Genomic DNA, 17696 nt, shown 5'->3' on the forward strand with positions numbered 1-17696 from the left:
TGATTTTTGTTGATTTTTATAGTCGAATTTTACATCTGGAATTTCATCATTCAATTCATCAACGGCTGCGCAAATAGATTCCGACGAGATCCTCGCAATAGAAGATTTACTTTAACAAGCATTCATCACACCATATTGAAACACGGCGAAATTGATTTAAATTTTACGAAATCAGACTGCGCTCACGTCCGCTCAGACCGTTAAGGCTGGCATGCGTACTCGCTCGCGCTTTTTTTCCACTGAAACATGAGCGCTTGCCCAGGTTTGCATGAGCAACACGCGCAACGGCCACTGAAGGGCCGCCCCGGCGACGCAACCGCGACGTGCTGCATCGCCGCAATCGGGGACGTAGCCATCCCGATGCGCGCCGTGCCTTGTCGATTCGATGCGATCGAATTGCAACAGGCCGCCGTTACGCCGAGCGTCGCGATGTAAATTTTTTGAAAGTATTTGTCCTCACGATGCGCTGCGTACCTGCGTGGCCAATCAAGCGCCCTTCTGTGCACGCCATTGCGACGGTACGTCACCGAATAGCAAAAATTCTCCAATGCCGCTAAAAAATTTAGCGTAACTAAAGTATATTGATCGGGCTGGGTCTGCGGCGTCTCACTCGCTTGCGACGCACAAACTCGGGCGGGCTTCACCGCACGGCGCGCGGCCCGCAATCTCGCAAGATCACAAGAGCCATTCCAAACCCATTCAGAACACAAGGGACGAGAGATGGAAGAAATACGAGACGAAGCCAGGTTCGTGCTGAAGCGGGCTGCCCGGCATGCAGGGGGAACTTTGCTGGCATGCATGGTGCTGGCATCGATTGCCGGGTGTGGCGATGACATCGACACCCAGCCGCTGCCGCCCGACCGGCCCTTTACCGACACCATCGCCTACTCGACCAAGTCCGGCGACAGCCTCCCTGCCGCACAGGTCACCGAACAAGCGGCTGTCATGCATCACCAGTGGAAGTCCGGCGGCACGATCGTCAACTATACGACGACGACGGGCCACTTGACCGCCACGGACCCGAACGGCAATCCGCAGGCGTCGATGTCGTATGTCGCTTATACCGCGCCCAGCCTGGACGGCTCACCTCGGCCGGTCACGTTTTTTTATAACGGCGGCCCCGGCTCGTCTTCGATCTGGCTGCGGCTGGGTTCGTTCGCGCCGACACGGGTTGCGACGCCCGATCCGTTGATGACGAACTGGCCGAATTTCCCGCTCGTCGACAACAAGGAAAGCCTGATCGCGACGACCGACATGGTGTTCATCGATCCGCCCGGCACCGGCCTGTCCGAGGCAATCCAGCCGAACACGAACAAGACGTTCTGGGGCGCGGATGCGGATGTGAAAGTGATGCGCGACTTCATCCGGCGTTATCTTGCGGTGAACAATCGCTCAAGCTCGCCGATTTATCTGTATGGCGAATCATACGGCACGCCGCGCACGAACATGCTCGCGCTGTCGCTCGAATCCGCCGGCGTGAAGCTGACCGGAATCGTGCTGCAATCATCGATTCTCAATTACTTCGCCGATCCGGGCGAAACCTACGCGATCACGAACGGCGATCCGAGCGCGAACGCGGTGGAACTGAAGCTCGCGAGCGACGGCATGATCGGCTACTTTCCGAGCTATGCGCAGGTTGCCGCTTACTTCAACCAGGTGTCGCCGACGCCAACGGATCTCGGCGCGTATGCAACGCAGATCCTGAACTTCGTCACCGCACAGTACACGTCGCTGTCTCAATACGGTCCGACGTTCTTCTTCGCCGGCACGCCGCTGGTGCCCACACCAGTGTTCCCGGACAACAATACGCTCGCGTCGTGGTCCACGCAGACGAAGATGACGGTATCGTCGCTAAACGCGTACTTCGGCAATAGCTATTACGGCACGGCGCTCGTGCCCGGCTCCACGATCGGCCGCTATGATGGCCGCGTATCGCTGCCGAGTTCGGACCCTCGCCTGCAAAACGACTCCGATCCGTCGGATATCCTGATTTCCCAGCCGTTTACGAATGCGCTCGCGACGCAACTGCCGAATTATCTCGGCTATCAGGCGCCGAACGCAACTTACGCGCCGCTCAACAACGACATCATCGGCGTATGGGATTTCAGCCACGCAGGCCAGGCCGTGCCGGACACGATTCCGGATCTGCTCGCTGCGCTGCAGCTCAATCCGAAACTGAAGGTTTTGTCGTCGAATGGCTATCACGATCTGGCGACGCCGTACTTTTTGACCGAAAACCAGCTCGCGCGCCTGCAATCCGTATCGGGGCTCAATCCGAATCTGCAGGTTACGTTCTACCAGGGCGGTCACATGATCTACCTGGACGACGTGGCGCGGCCGAAGATGCGGGATGATCTCGTCGCCTATTATCAAAGCAAGCCGATCTCGACCGCGCTGTCGCTCGCGCAATTGCCGCCGCCGTGGCCGGACGAAAATCCGGCCGGCACGCCAACGGTGAAGACGGCGATCGCAGCGGCCCGCTAACGTAGCAATGCAGTACGGCGCCGCCCGCTGGCGGCGCGTGCGCTCAACCATTTTGATACGAGAAACGTCATGTTCAAGACTCTGTCATTGCGACGCATCACGCCGGTCCTGATGCTGGCCGCAATTGCCAGCGGCGCGTGCGCCGCATCACTGCAAGCCGTTGCACCCGCGACGCCGCCGAAAGGCGGCGGCGTTGACGGCCCGTTCTTCCCGCGCACGGCGATCGCCGCGCCTGCATCGGCCACGACCGGCACCGCGTTGCAACAACAAGCGCAAAGCCGCCTCGCCGCTAGCCTCGGCGCCAACAGCACGCTCGCGAATGGCGGTGCGATCTCCAAGGCCGATGCGCAAGCCAGCGGACTGGGCTTCGTTGCTCAGCATTTCGAAGAAATCGATACCGCTCACACCGGTAAGGTCACGCTCAAGCAAGTGCAGCAGTTCCTCCAGCAACGGCAATAACCGACCCATAAAAGAACAGGTGGGCACTCGAAAGCCCACCTGCCAATCGTAGAATCAACGCCGAAGCCGGCGGCAATCAGTATTGATTCGACGTCGTCACAAAAACCGGTTGGATGCCTTAGCCATCCCCGTGAATAATCGCCGCACCGAATGGCAATGCGACACGCCCGAGCCCACTATTCGTGGGCTCGGGCGTGCGTTACCGCGCTTCAGAGAGAGTTAATGCTGGTTGGACGTGGTCACAAAGCCCGGCGTGTTGGTGATGAAAGTGCTCATGCCGGAGATGTCGAAGCTGCCCCAGCCCGAAGCGTTATCCCAACTGGCGCCTGCCGTATAGAGGCCGTTGCTGCCGCTCGTCACGTCGTGTACCGGCATGGTGGTGCCATACGCGTAAAGCGCCGGCGCTGCAAAGCCCATCGAGTTGCCGTGCGCGCTTTCCAAGCGGGCCCAGGAGCCGACGAACAGCGGCGAAGCCAAGCTCGTGCCACCGTTGTCGTAATAGCCGGATTGCGTGATACCGCTGCCTTTGCTCGTCGAGCTATCCGGCACATAGGCCATGTAATAGCGGATCGGCGAATTGTTCCAGTCCGCATCGAACACCATGTCGGGCACCGCGCGATAGTTGCCCGAAACCGTGGTCTGCCATGCCGGCTTCGCTTCGATCTTGCTCAGTCCGCCGCCGCTGTACGGCCAGACGGTTTCGGAAATGTAGCTGTCGGTAGTCGTCGTGTTCAAAGTCGTGCCGCCGACTGAAACCACATACGGCGAAGTGGCCGGATAGCTCACGGTAGGCTGAGTTTTGTCGCCATAAGTGCCGTTCTTCGGCGCGTTGCACGGATATGCGCCGTTGTCGCCCGAGGAGACCGAGAACGTCTGCCCTTGCGCGACACCCAGCTTGAAGTACGAATCGAGCCAGGCCGTATCGCTTGGCGTGCCGGAGCATACTTCGCTGTTGCCATCGCCCCACGACATATTGATGACCTTGGCGACGTTGTCGCTGACAGCGCCGTTGATCGCCGCAGCAATTCCGGCGTTGGTCGCCGAGCCTTTCGGATGCCGTGAATCGATGTTGCTATACGCGGTATAGAACGTCAGGCTTTTCACGCCACCGCTGACTCCAGCAATCGCTTGGGCATCCATCGACCACTCGCCGCGGCCACTGTCGTCATTGCCCGTCGCGCCCGCCGTCGGACCGCCATAGCCCTTGATCGTCGTCGGGATGCTGGGCAGGCCCTGGTCCTTGGTCATATAGGCCAGATCGGCCGCGCTGTTGGTCATCGTTCCCCAACCGACGATGGCCACATTAGTCCCCGTGGCCGCCGGCACCGATCCGGCGTTGTAGACCGTCGCAAACTCCTTCGGATAGTACGCATGGCCGCCCGAGCTGTTAACCGTATAGGCAGGCTTCGGCGTGCGCGAGAAAACCTGTGGGCGATGCAGCGTCTGCAGGCCAAGCACGCGATCGACCGTGCCACTCAGTGCCGCCGGCACCTCCACCTGCGCCGTATTCGCAATCGCATCGTGCCCATGCACGTTGAAGTGACTGATCGACGTGTGGAACGCGGCACGCGCGGCGCCGACCGTGCCTTGCGCCGTGACGGCCATCCGATTCGGCGCGATCTGGACATTGGTGAAGCCTGCGCGAGTCAGGTGATCCGCAACGGCTTGGGCTTCTTGCTGGGTCGGTGCGTAGTCCGCCGTGCTTTCGCTCGCGCTCAGGAACTTGTGAAACGATGCACTTCCCGGACGATGTACTTCCTTGATGAATTGATCGAGCTTGCTTTCGTTGCGAAGCTTCATCGTGACGGTGATCGACACCGGCTCGGAATCATTCGCAGTTCCAACCAATTGTGCGTTGGTTACGTTCGCGTGCACTTGATTGTGCGTCGGCACCCAGTTGCTCGCATCGGTTGCCGGCGTCGCGTCGGCAAGCGCTGCTCCGCTTGTTGCAAATGCGATAGCCAAGGCAGCCGCCAAGCGGCCTTGCTTGAACACTCGTGACGTGGTCTTGTTCATGTTGGGTCTCGTCTCATTAATCATTTTGCATTCCTATCTATTGATGGTGTATTTCATCATTGGAAAGCAACGCCATTCATCGATGCGGGGCGTTGGATATCAAGCGTGCTTCGTCTGCGTGATTTAGCGGCGCCTCACACGTCAAAGGAAAAAGCACCGAGCATCCAACTCGTCGACATCAGGCTTGCCGAGTTCTCTGCATGGTTAGCTCTAGGGGTAACTAGCACTGTTGCAGCACCAACGCCCATGGATAACGGGACGATTGGATGCGAACGGATTCGTGACCCAACGAACAAACACGATTCACGGTGACATAAAATCCCTCCCCTCCTTCCAGCAACCAATCAAAACTGGATCAGGGGATCAGCCCGGCGCTCACACGAGCGCCGAGCCGAAACACCCCCCCTGTTTCCGGTACCGCCATGATTTTTGCATGCATCCGCATAGAGTTCTTTCGCGTTTTAATCAGCGCGGCAATGCAATTGCAAAAAAATATTAAATGGACATTCTCTCGATATTTAATCTCTATAACTGCGATCGATCCTAGTAACACAAAATGCGCATGTCAATAACTTTGTTTGATCATAATCTATGGTTTGTCAATCAATGAAGATTTGTTATTTTAAACCTTAAAAAATTAACAATCCATGACAAAACAACGGAAAGGTTTGTAATTATAGATAGGGGATCTTGATTTCATTCTTTTCAGGAATGAATTGAAGGCAGGAGAAGGAACCCTTGGCGGGCTTGGCGCACCGGCGAATCGAATCAAATATGGGACATTTATTTCATTTTTTGGATTATAAAACGGCTAAATGTCAGAGTAATATATTTGAAAAGTTTTATTCCTCCGCTCCTCTTACCGGGCAATGCGATTCAATTCGAGCGTGTAAGCCGGCGCGTGCAAACTACCGATATCTTTGCTATCGCTCAGCAGCAGGGCCCCGAGTATTTCCCGATAGCGGTGGAAATCGTAGCTGAGCCGCTCGCGCGGCCTGGGCAGCGCGATATCGATAACCTGTCCGATTCGCCCCGGCCTGGGCCGCATCACGACGACGCGATCGGCAAGGTACGCCGCTTCGTCGACATCATGCGTGACGAGCAGCGTCGTGATTCGCTCGTGCGCCCGAACGCGTAGCAACTCGTCCTGCAATTGCTGCCGGGTAAGCGCATCGAGTGCGCCGAACGGCTCGTCGAGCATGAGTATCCGCGGGTTTGCAACCAGCCCGCGCGCAATCGCTACACGCTGCGCCATGCCGCCCGAAAGCTGGTGCGGCAATGCGCGCTCGAACCCGCCGAGTCCGACCAGCCGGATCGCATCCGCCACGCGCTGCGCGACCGCATGTGCCGGCAACGCTTGGGCGGCGATGCCGAGCGCGACGTTGCGCTCGACCGATAACCACGGAAACAGCCGATGCTCCTGAAACACGATGCCGCGCTCCGCGCCGACGCCGTCGATCGGCTCGCCGTCGACGCGAATGTCACCGTCGAACGCGGTGTCGAGTCCGACGAGCAAGCGCAACAGCGTCGACTTGCCACAGCCGCTCGCGCCCACGATCGCGACGAACTCCCCTGCCGCGATGTCGAGCGAAAAATCGCGAATCGCTTCGTAGGGGCGTCCGCCGACGTCGAAAGTCTTGCCCACGCGATGAAATGCAATGGCGGGTGCCGATCGATTCATGATCGTGCTCCGTTTGAATAGAGAAAGAATGCGTTCAAGCCGCGTCGCCGCGGCAATAGCGGTCGGCAAGTCGATCGCGACACCTGGCATGCGGCTGACGCGGCTCGCGCTCGACGCACGGACCGGTCAATCTTTCTGTTGCTGTTGTGGCAACGTCTCGAATATGCGCTGCGCACCGGACTGCACGCCGTTTTCGATCACATAACGTTCCCAATGCGTGAGCAACGCGTCGAGACGCTCGGGCTCGGCGTCGGCAAGATCGCGGGTTTCACCGGGATCGTCGGCGAGATCGTAGAGTTGCCACGCGCCCGGGCCCACGGGCTGCGGAATGAACACGGCCTTCCAGTCGCCCTGCCGCACCGCACGCATGCCGAACAGCTCCCATCCCGTCACGTGTTCGGCGTCATGCACGTGCGATGTCGTTCGCTGAAGATAGCTTACGAGCGATGCGCCCTTCAGCGGCGCGATTTCGCGTCCGCGATATTGCGTCACTGGATGCGCGATGCCTGCGAGTTCAAGCACCGTCGGCGCGACATCCATCACGGTCGCGAACGCATCGCCGATCTCGCGCTTGCGTGCGAGTGCCGGATAGTGCGCGAACGCGACGACGCGAATCCCGCCTTGCGTCGTGAATGCCTTGTACAACCGCGACGGCGCAGTCGCCGCCTGTGCCCAGCGTGGGCCGTACCACACATAGGAATTCGCACGGCCGATATTGTCGAGGCTGTTGTCGTAGTATTCGCTCAGGAACTGCTGCAGGTTTGGGCCGAACACCGGCAATGCCTCGAGCAAAGCGCCCTCCGCACCGTTGTCGGATAAAAACAGCACGAACGTATTATCGAATTCGCCCGTCGCCTTCAGATAATCGATCACGCGGCCCACGTTCCAGTCGAGCCGCTCGACCATCGCCGCATAGACTTCCATCGTCCGCGCAGAAATGGCCTGCTCGCCGGACGTAAGCTGCGCCCATTGCGGGTTTTGCGCCACGACCGGATGAGCTTCGACGCCGGCCTCGAGCAAGCCCAGCTCGCGCTGGCGCGCAAGCCGCGCTTCGCGCAGCGCATCCGGCCCGTGTGCGTAGCGGCCTCGATATTTCGCGACGATCTCGGCCGGCGCCTGCAACGGCCAGTGCGGTGCGGAAAACGGCAGATACGCGAAGAACGGACGGCCATCGTCAGGGCGCTCGCCGAGGTAATGCAGCAGTTTGGCCGTGAACGTATCGGACGAATAGAAATGCTCGGGCAGCGCGTCGACGAAGTGATCGTCTTCGACATACAGCGAGCGCGTCGTTCGCATCAGCCTCGGCTGCTCGGTGTCGGCCGAGACCGGCTCGAAGCCGTAATGGTTCGCCGCGCCCGGCAACAGCGCGAACGATCGCGTGAAGCCTCGTGCCGCTGGCGCGCGATCAAGCGTGAGTCCGAGATGCCATTTGCCTGCCATCGTCGTGAAATAACCCGCGTCGCGCAGCAACTCGGGCAAGGCGACGACACGATCGTTCAGATATCCTTCATAACCCGGTTTCTCCTGCAACGCCGGTGTCAGCGCCTCGGCCATCGTGCCGATGCCGGCGATATGGTGATCGGTGCCGCTCAGCAGCATCGAGCGGGTTGGGGAGCAGGCGGAAGCCGCATGAAAATCCGTGAAGCGCACGCCCGCGTAGGCGAGCGCATCGAGATTCGGCGTAGCGATTTCGCCGCCGAACGCGCCGAGATCGGAAAAGCCCAGATCATCGGCAACGATGATCAAAAAGTTCGGCCGCTCGGCCGGCCGGCGACGCGGGATGACGGAAGTCGACATGATGGTCCTGGTTTGGAGTGCGATAAAAATCGGAAACGGAAATGCACGCTCAAGCCGCAAGCACGGCTCAACTCGGGCCGCGCCAGCGCGTTGCCATGGTTTCAAGCCGACCACCGAGCCAGCCGAGCGCCGCGCCGAGCGCGCCGACGATCACCGCTGCGCTCAGCAATCGATCCATTCGAAACAATTGCTGCGCATCGAGCATGAAGCTGCCGATGCCGACACCCGACGGCATGAAGTATTCGGCACCGATCGCGCCAAGCCACGCGTAGATGAGCGCGAGACGCAGCCCCGCGAACAGGCCCGGCGCGATCGACGGCAGCACGAATGCAACAAGACGCTGCCGCGTCGACAGCCGCAGCGTGTGCGCCACTTCGGTCAGCTGAGGCGACAGGTTCTCGACTGCGCGCTGCGCGGCGACCGACATCGGAAAGAACGCGGCGAGCGCGACGAAAATCACTTTGCCAAGCTCGTCGATGCCAGCCCATGCAGTCAATAAAGGAATCCATGCGAAGATCGCCACTTGGCGCAACGCCGCGAGCGTCGGAGCGACAGCACGGCCCAGCCAGCGCACGAGCCCAAGCGCGACCCCCACGCCGGTTCCGGCCAGCGCACCGAGCGCAAGCCCTTCGAGCGCACGCAGCAACGTATGCGCAAGCGGCACCGGCAGCGCGCCGCTCGTCAGATCGCGCCAGGTGCCCGCGAACACAGCCGACGGCGCGGGCAGCAAACGCGCATCAACCCATTGCCAATGCGCGCAGACAGCCCAAACGGCGACGAGTACAGCGGGCAGGATCGCACCATTGAGTCTGGCGAGCGCACCGCGCGGCGCGCCTGACGCATGCTCGGCCAGCGCGGTGCGGGGCCAGCGAACGATCCGTGCATCGAGCCGGCGCAGCACATCGTCCAGCGCAAAGCCGGTAACGCCGATCGTTGCAATGCAGACGAACACGATATCGAGCTGAAACATCTGCCGGCCCCATACCATCAGGTAGCCGATCCCCTCGGACGACGCGAGCAATTCGACCGCGATCAACGTCAGCCAGCCTTGCGCGAGCGCGATTCTCAGCCCCGTCATTATCGGCGGCAATGCGGCTGGGGCGATGAGCAGGCGCCATGTCGTGTGGCGCGGCAGCCGGGCAACGGCGGCGATCTCCGCGAGCCGCGGCGGCACCGTGCGTATGCCGAACTGTGTGTGGACCGCCACCGGCACGAGCACGGCCTTGACGATCAGCGCGATCTTCAGCGCTTCGCCAATGCCTAGCACGACCATCAAAAGTGGCAGCCATGCAAGCGTCGGGATTTGCGCGAACGCGTAAAACAGCGGCGACACCAGCTCGTGCGCGAGCCGCGATCGCCCCATCAACGCACCGAGCGCGATGCCCGCGACAACGCCTGCCGCAAACCCGATCGCAAGCCGCATGAGGCTCACCGCGAGTTGAGCAAACAGGTTGTCCGACGCGAGTTCGATCGCGGTGTGCCAAACCAGCTCGGGGGTAGGCAGGATTTGCGGCGACATCCAATGCCGATGCGCCGCATGCCACCACAATGCAATCCATAGCACCGGCAGCGCCGCGCCGCTCAGCGCGCGCCACCCGGCCAGGGCCCGCGCGACGCGGCCGGCCGCACGGCTTTGCGTTTGCGGCGTATAAACGCGCGCCGCGCCGGCGAGCCGAAGCGGCACGGCGCGCATCGATACGATCGGCTCGCTCGATCTCGCCATCGTCAGGCTCCTGGGTCGTCACGCATCAATAGTCATAGCGCAGCGTCGCGCCGATCATCCGTTCGTCGCCCACCGATGCCGTGTACGCCCCGTTGTAGGTCGCGAACGACGCGAGGTAATAGCGCTTGTCGAACACGTTGCGCGCCCATATCGACAAGTCCCATTGATGCCGGCCCGTCGCGAGGCGCCAGCCGGTCGTCAAGTTCAGCACGCCGTAGCCCGGCAGACGCCCGTACTGCGAATCGTCGAGCGTGCCGTACTGGCTGGAGCGCAGCGAATATTGCGCGGCGATGTATTGGTCGATCTCGTGACGGAGCCGGAACTGATATTGCGCATTCAGATTGACGATCCAGCGCGGTGCGCCGGCCACCAGCCGCCCGCTCAGGCTGCACGTCGCTTTCGGATTCGGGATCGATACCTCCGACGGGCACGGCGCATTTTTATACGACGTATAAGTCGCGTTCACGTACGACGCGTTGACGCCCAACACGAGATCGCGGATCGGTATCGCGCGCAAATCGAGTTCCGCGCCGCGGCTTCTCACGTCGGCCGCGTTCGACAGCACGGAGACGACGCCAGTGGGTGTTGCGACGAAGCTGGTCGCTTGATAGCCGCTCACCTGTGTCCAAAAAAGATTCGCGTTCACGATCAATCGGCGTGCGAACCATTCGCTCTTCACCCCGAGTTCCGCGTTGTTCGCGCGTTCGGGGCCAACCACGAGCGATTGCGCGCCCTGGGTGGGCGCGGACGACACCGACATGTTCACGCCGCCCGATTTCTCGCCGTGCGACAGCGTCGCATAGGCGAGCACGTCCGGCGCGAGCTTATAGCCGACATTCAGCAGCGCGGACGGGCTCAGGTTATACAGATTCAGATCCCCCGATGCGTACTGTCCGATTACGCCGTTACGCACCGCCTGCAGCGCGGCGGGCAACGGCGCGCCGCCGACCGGTGCGTTGCGGGTGACGCTCGCGGCCTTGGTTTCATAGGTGCCGCGGATGCCGGCCGTCACGTCCGCGCGCGGCGTCGCGTGCCACGTGCCTTGCGCGAACAGCGCGAAACTGTCGGTCGTCATCGTCGCGGGCGCGCTCGATGCCGTGTTCGCGAGCGCGCCGCTATGGTTGCCGAGAATCATCGCATCCGCAAACGGGCCGTAGAATGCGAACGTGTTGTTGCTCAACCGCTGATGAAAATAATACGCGCCGAGCAGGTAATCGATGCGGCCGCCCGTCGGCGACGCGAACCGGAGTTCCTGAGAAAGCTGATGATCGTTGACCGCGACGCCCGTGTTGTAGATCACGGGTCTGTTGAGGTTATCGTCGTTGGCGGGCTCGAAATTCCAAAAACGTGCGGCGCTGATCGACGTCAGCGTGTGACCGCCTGGCAGCGTGTAGTTCACTTCGGCCGACACCCCGCCCTGATGAACACTCACGTGTTGCCGCGAATCCAGATTGACTTGATACAGCGCGGGATTGGTTACCGGCGTCGCACCGATCGACGCCGCGCGGCTCAGAAACGGGTTATAGCCGTTGATCGTCGGCCCGAAGCCGTACAGGACCGTCGTGCCGTAGCTCGAATCCTCGCGATGATAATCGGCGATCACGCGCGCGCTCAGGTTCGCCGACGGCTTGAACAGCAGTTCGCCGCGCACGCCTTCGCGCGTACCGCCGTTCAGCCGGCTGCCGTTGAACAGGTTCGTCACGTCGCCGTCCTCGTGCGTGCGATATAGCACCAGCCGGCCAGCGAGCGTTGTCGACAGGGGCCCCGAGAGCACTGCTTTCGATTGCACGTAGCCATGCAGACCAAGCGACTGCTCGAGCGACGCCTCGGTGCGCATCGTCGGCTTGCGCGTGGTGATATTGAGGATGCCGGCCGTGCTGTTCTTGCCGAACAGCGTGCCTTGCGGACCGCGCAGCAGTTCGATCTGCTCGACGTCGAGCGAATCGACCACCGCCATGCCGGGACGCCCGAGATATACGTTGTCCAGATAGACGCCTGCGCTGCCTTCCAGGCCGTCATTGGCCGGATTGTTGCCGAGGCCGCGCACCGAAACGCTCGATTGCCGGGCGTGGATGAACGCGACATTCGTACTCGGCAGCACGGTCTGCAGATCCTGCACGCGATAGTTGCGCAACAGTTCGAGATCGTCGCCGCTCACGGTCGAGATCGGCGCAGGCACCCGCTGCGCGCTTTCCTTGCGACGGCGCGCAGTGACGACGACGTCCTTCAGCACGACGGCAGGCGGTGCGATTACATCGCTGTTCGGCACGGCGGCCCGACTGCCGGGCGGTGTCGCGTCGCCGGGCGCGTCTGCACGGGGAGTCGTTGTCTGCGCCGCCGTTGCCAGTGCCGCTTGAGCGGCGTGCGCTCGTTTCGCGGCGGCATATCCGGCGCCCGGCGCGCGCTTGCCGTTGATCGGGCCCGATGCTCGCGACGCCGCCGGCACCCGGGTCGCATCGGCCGCCCGGGCCGCAGTGTCCGCCTGCGCCCAAGCCGCAATCGTCGGCATCCACGCCGCCGCAAGCGCCGTCCATTTCAACCGTGCCGTATTGCGTTTAGTCATCCTGGCCATCACAACGCATTCCCCGGCTTGCCGAACGATTCGTATGCCTGCCAGTGCGCGCCGAGATTCAGCTCGCGCAGCGCGGCCTCGACGTAGCTGCGGTCGATCCACGCATCGACGTCAAACGGCCGGCGAATCAAACCCGCCTCCTTCGCCGTGCGCACGTCCTGCTTGAATGCATCGACGTAGTAGCGGTCGAGCAGCGGCGAGAATACGACGCTCAGATCGTCGGCGGTCAGCTCGTTGCGCCAGATGGACGGCGCAATGTTGCCCTGCTGCGACTCGAGCGCGATGAAGGCGTCGAAATTGCGTTTGTCCGACAGCCATTGCGACGCCTCGACCACCGTCTTCACGACGGTTCGCGCCAGTTCCGGATGCGCGCGCAAAAACGCGGACGACGCCACCAGCCCGGCCTTCAGCGTGCCGACGCCCCGGCGGCCCTTCGTGCTGACCGGCACATCCGCGAGCCCCTTGTCGCGCAGCACGAACACGCTGGCGGAACCCCATACGGCATCGATCCGGCGCGCGGCAAGCGCGGCCGCCGCCGCGTTCGGATCGAGGTTTACGACACGCAAGTCGCGCTCGGCAAGCCCCTCGGCACGCAGCACGCTGTCGAACGACAATTGCAGCGCCGTGCCGCGAAACACCGCCACCTGCTTGCCTTTCAACGCACGCAAATCGGCGATTCCCGAGCCAGGCGTGACGGCGAGAAAGCCGTTGACGTTGCGCGCGAGCGCAGCGATCAGGCGCGTGTCGAGCCCGTTCGCGCGGCCGATCACCGCAGCGAGATCGCCGAGAAACGCGAGATCGACCTGCCCGTTCGCAAACGCTTCGTTGATCGCCGGGCCGGCGCCCTTGAAAAACGTCCAACGCAGTTCGACGCCCTGCTTCGCAAACGCCTTGTCGAGCAGCTTGTTCGCGTAGATCACGTCGACGATACCGCCGCCCGCAGGCTTCGGGCCCGCGCTCGTGTCGGGCACGGCGATGCGGATGACAGTCTGCGCAGGCGCCGCACCCGGCACCGCAAGCGCGAACGCGAGCATCGGCAGCCACAGTGGTTTCAGCCATCGAATGAGTGATTTCATAGTTGTCCTGAAAGACATGGAAAGACAGTGCGGCGCGGTGCACGGCCTGCTTATGCAGCGTGAGTGGCGGCCCCGGCATGCGGATTCGGCTCGCGCACGCGCGTGACGCTACGGCGGCCGTCGACGCTGACCGGCACGTCGCCCGCCAGCGTCACGCGGCGCACAACACGGTGCGCGTCGCCGTAATCGTTGACGGCGTAATGCTGCGTCGCGCGGTTGTCCCAGATCGCGACATCGCCTTCGCGCCAGCGCCAGCGCACGATGTTCTCCGGACGCGTCACATAGCTTTGCAGCAGCTCGAACAGGTGCGCGGAACCCGACGGCGACACACCGGTGAAATTCTTGAGGAAATGGCCGAGAATCAGCGTTTTCTCGCCCGTGTGCGGATGCACGCGCACGACCGGATGCTCGGTTTCGTAGCGCGTCGACACGAACACTTCCCGATAGCGCTTGAGTGCCTGCTCGTCATGCGCCGAATGGCCGTTACCGACGCGATGGGCCGCGTAGTCGTAATCATTGCTGTGCACGGCCCACAATTGATCGGCGAGCAACTTCAGCGGCGCGGGCAGATCCTCATAGGCGGCGGCCGTGTTGGCCCAGACCGTGTCGCCGCCGACCTCGGGAATCGTCACGCCACGCAGGATCGACGCTTGCGGATACGCGTCGACGAAGGTCACGTCGGTATGCCACGAATTCGCCCGCCCGCCGCGATGCGAATCAAGTTCGAGCAAGTATTCAGTACCGTCGACGGCGGGCACCGTCGGATGTGCGACCGGGTCGCCAAGCCGTTTCGCGAACGCCTCGTGCGCGGCGTCGTCTAGGTGTGTCTGGTCGCGAAAGAAAATCACCTTGTGCGTGAACAGCGCGGCGCGGATCGCGCCGACAGTTGCCGCGTCGAGCGCGGCCGACAGCTTCAAGCCATGAACTTGCGCACCGATGCGGCCGGTGACGGGACGGATGTCGAGCAAATTCGACGTGGCGAGACTCAGATTGGTCATGACGGCACTCCGGATATGAAATGAGCAGGACGAAACAGCGCACCGGCGCAATGCGCGCGGCAGCTGGCGATAACACATGGGAAAACGACGCGCCGCGGCCGTTGCCGCGTAGTCGCGATCAGCCGCCTCAGCGGCGGCGACAGTGGCATTGACGCCGGCAGCGTGGCGCAAAGCGTGCGCGGCGGTTCAAGCGGTGGTCTGCGGGGGCAACGCAAGGGTTCGGCACGTCAAGGGTCCAGTCGGAAAGATTTGACGGGAATCATTATTGGCAGGGGCGCAGCGCGGAATCTATCGCGCGTTGGACATTTGACAGACGAAGTTGGCATGCCGATATGCGCGCGGCGGTGAAATGCTTAGCGTTCGTGCATATGAAGCGTGACGTTTCCGCCAAGCATGTCGTGCGAGATACGGCGCCCATCGCAAGCGGCGCCGGCGCGTAATCAGCGACGCGGCGCGTGGTCCGCACGCGGCGAAGTGACGCGCCATAATGCCGGCCGTCGCCGCGATGCATGTGGTGGGCGAGAGACCTGACATACTCGGAATGCTAGTAGCGCTTGCGCCGTTTGCTTCGCTCACGCTCCGCCAGACCTTCGGAGCCCGGCACGCGAATGGCTCGACGCCCCGCCTTGCCCCCTTCACTCCCTCGTCCCCTCTGCGTCGCAAAACCGGCAGCAGCGGCGCGATGCGCGCGACGTGGGCTACGCCCGCGCCCGACCGCACCCCAAACGCCCCGCACGGTCACTCGTCGCCGTCGCTGATCTCGCGCAGACGCTCGATATCGAGAATCGTCAGCCGGCTGTATTGCGCGTCGATGACGCGTTCCCGCACGAGCCGGCGCAGTTCCTTGTTCACGCTCTGCCGCGACGCGACGAGCAGCGAAGCAAGATCTTCCTGCGACAGCCGGATCGTCAGCTCGATGCCGCGCTGCGCCGACTGCCCGTGCCATTCGGCGAGGCTCAGCAACTGATCGGCGAGCCGCGCGCGAAACCCCGACAGCGCGCTCCTGCCGATGCGCCGATGCAACGCACGGCTGCGTGCGCAGATCAAGTCGAGCACGCCGCGCAGCAGCGACGGCTCGCGCTCGAATTGCGCGAACAGCGCATCACGCGAGATATGGAACAGCGTCGTCAGCCCATGCGCGCGCTGGTCGTGCATCGAGCCGCCGCCGTCGATCACCGGAATGAAATTGATGACCTCGTTCGGCCACATGTAAATCGCAACCGCGCGCGTGCCGGCCGCGTTCGTCCAGCTCATCTCGATCGCACCGGACAGCACGACCTGGATATCGTCGCACGGCCCGTTGCGCGCAAAGATCAGTTCGCCGCTCGTCCAGGTGCGCAAGTGGCCGGCATCGCACAATGCGTCGATCGACGCAGCAGGCCAGTTGCGCAGGCACGGATTCGCGGTGAATGCCGCATGGATCGCGCGGCGCGTGCGCGCATCGAGCGCGCGGCCCGCCCGGTATGGCTGGAACGGCAAATCGGCTCGTGGCGCGCTCGGGCGGCGGATCTCGATCGCTTCGCTGATATCGCTCATGGTGGCGGTGTGGATCGCGCGGAAAGAATCGGAACGAACTATGTAAGCATTGATCCGGGAGTGCCGCCAAAGACTTCTTTTTTATGTGCTTATCACCCGCGCCCGGCGCGAAGGAAGTGCCGCAATCGATCAGATATGCGAAGCTTCCGGATTGCCGCGCCGCTCCTGCGTGCGCGGCCTCTTTCAACATCGCCGGCCCGACGAGGCTTGCGAGCCCGCATCCGGGCACGTACCACGCCGGCATGTAAAAGCTGCCCGATGCGTGCCACAACGCGCTGACGATCAATTGCGCGAAGCCGCCGAAAATCGTCACGCAGAATGCATAGATCACGCCGGGCGATGTCGTCCACACCTGTGGATGCAGCGTTTCGAGAATCAGCACGAAACCGGCCGGGCTCGACAGCGTCATCAGGCCGATCAGCACGCAGACGACCGCGAGCGCCGTGACGACCGACGGCCATGCGTGCATCGCGGCGAACGCGGGCAGCACGATCACGCACGACGCGATGCACGATGCGCCAATCAACGGCTTGCGGCGCGTCCACCTGTCGGGGAACCGGCCGGCGAACGGCGAACCGGCAAGCGGCACGCCGCCCGCTGCGCCGCCCGCGAGCAGCGCGGCCGACGGCGGCATCCCGGAGGTCATGAGCAGGAGCACAGGCAGGAAAAGGCGATCGTATACATCGTCGACGTGCCGCCGATCACGAGCAGCGTGGCCGCCACGCATGCCGCTGCGGCTGGCGGCACGGCCGCCTCGGCGCTGCTAGCCGCAGCCGCCGACTTCTTCGCCGCTGTGCCACACGCATCCGCGGCGGCCACCGTCTGGTGCAACGTATCGTCGAGATGCCGTCGCAGATAAAATCCGAACGGCCCGATCAACAAACCGAATACGAACGGCACGCGCCAGCCCCGGCTCATCAGCGTGCGTGCGGCAACAGCGGCGGCAGCGCCGCCGCCATGAACACCGCCGGGCCTGCAGCCGAACCGTCCGGCATCGAGTTTTCTTGAATGCTTGCGCGATGCGTTTTCGTCGAAGGCGCAGCCGCCGCACCGACGGCCATCGGTGGCCTTTCAATATCGGTCAAGCGCCGATGAAAAATGCGGCCAGACCGCGAAGCGATCCGGCCGCAAAAGGCCAAGCATGATCTGAGTTGCCAGTTGCTCAGCGTTGGTTGAAAATCGTGACGAAACCCGGCGCGCCGCTGACGGCGTTTTATCGACGAGCGGCTTTCATCGCCGCAAAGCGATTTCCGTCTAATCGACGGCGTGCGTCACGTCATTTTTACTCGCAATACGATGGTTATGGGCACCGCCGGTTGAGATAATGCGGAGCACTCGGCCAGCCGACGTCCGG

Annotated in this window: 11 protein-coding genes; 2 read left to right on the top strand and 9 right to left on the bottom strand. The window is 62.4% G+C overall.

Annotated elements, in window-relative coordinates; translation table 11 throughout:
* Window positions 1-720 precede the first annotated feature (720 nt).
* Both BSIN_RS13510 and BSIN_RS13515 read left to right on the top strand, forming a co-directional pair.
* Window positions 721-2484, top strand: a complete 1764-nt coding sequence (locus tag BSIN_RS13510) for a S10 family serine carboxypeptidase-like protein (protein WP_089340885.1) — start codon at window positions 721-723, stop codon at window positions 2482-2484.
* Window positions 2485-2553: 69 nt separating this feature from the next.
* Entirely contained in the window at window positions 2554-2943 is a 390-nt protein-coding gene (locus BSIN_RS13515; protein WP_059519811.1) for a hypothetical protein, read from the top strand.
* Window positions 2944-3162: 219 nt separating this feature from the next.
* Here BSIN_RS13515 and BSIN_RS13520 read toward each other — a convergent pair whose 3' ends face one another.
* The 9 genes from BSIN_RS13520 to BSIN_RS13560 form a co-directional block, all read right to left on the bottom strand.
* A complete protein-coding gene (locus tag BSIN_RS13520) occupies window positions 3163-4959 on the bottom strand; it encodes a S53 family peptidase (protein WP_159935970.1) in 1797 nt (598 codons plus the stop codon).
* An 859-nt stretch (window positions 4960-5818) separates the two neighbouring features.
* Window positions 5819-6640, bottom strand: coding sequence for an ABC transporter ATP-binding protein (locus BSIN_RS13525; protein WP_089340887.1), 822 nt, complete (start codon window positions 6638-6640; stop codon window positions 5819-5821).
* 126 nt (window positions 6641-6766) lie between these two features.
* Complete coding sequence (locus BSIN_RS13530) at window positions 6767-8437, bottom strand: arylsulfatase (protein WP_089340888.1); 1671 nt, start codon at window positions 8435-8437, stop codon at window positions 6767-6769.
* Window positions 8438-8504: 67 nt separating this feature from the next.
* Window positions 8505-10160: an ABC transporter permease gene (locus BSIN_RS13535; protein WP_218192423.1), complete on the bottom strand. Its 1656-nt coding sequence runs from the start codon at window positions 10158-10160 to the stop codon at window positions 8505-8507.
* Between the two features lie 25 nt (window positions 10161-10185).
* Window positions 10186-12723, bottom strand: coding sequence for a TonB-dependent receptor (locus tag BSIN_RS13540; protein ID WP_159935972.1), 2538 nt, complete (start codon window positions 12721-12723; stop codon window positions 10186-10188).
* A gap of 8 nt (window positions 12724-12731) precedes the next feature.
* On the bottom strand, window positions 12732-13808 hold the full coding sequence (locus BSIN_RS13545) for an ABC transporter substrate-binding protein (protein WP_082712076.1): 1077 nt from the start codon (window positions 13806-13808) through the stop codon (window positions 12732-12734).
* A 50-nt stretch (window positions 13809-13858) separates the two neighbouring features.
* Window positions 13859-14806: a TauD/TfdA dioxygenase family protein gene (locus tag BSIN_RS13550; protein ID WP_089340891.1), complete on the bottom strand. Its 948-nt coding sequence runs from the start codon at window positions 14804-14806 to the stop codon at window positions 13859-13861.
* A 738-nt stretch (window positions 14807-15544) separates the two neighbouring features.
* Window positions 15545-16342 carry a Crp/Fnr family transcriptional regulator gene (locus tag BSIN_RS13555; protein WP_089340892.1) on the bottom strand — a complete coding sequence of 266 codons (798 nt, stop codon included), beginning with the start codon at window positions 16340-16342 and terminating at the stop codon, window positions 15545-15547.
* Between the two features lie 642 nt (window positions 16343-16984).
* Entirely contained in the window at window positions 16985-17260 is a 276-nt protein-coding gene (locus BSIN_RS13560) for a hypothetical protein (protein ID WP_089340893.1), read from the bottom strand.
* Between the last annotated feature and the right edge of the window lie 436 nt (window positions 17261-17696).

Origin of the sequence: Burkholderia singularis, from assembly GCF_900176645.1 — a bacterium.
GTDB lineage: Bacteria > Pseudomonadota > Gammaproteobacteria > Burkholderiales > Burkholderiaceae > Burkholderia > Burkholderia singularis.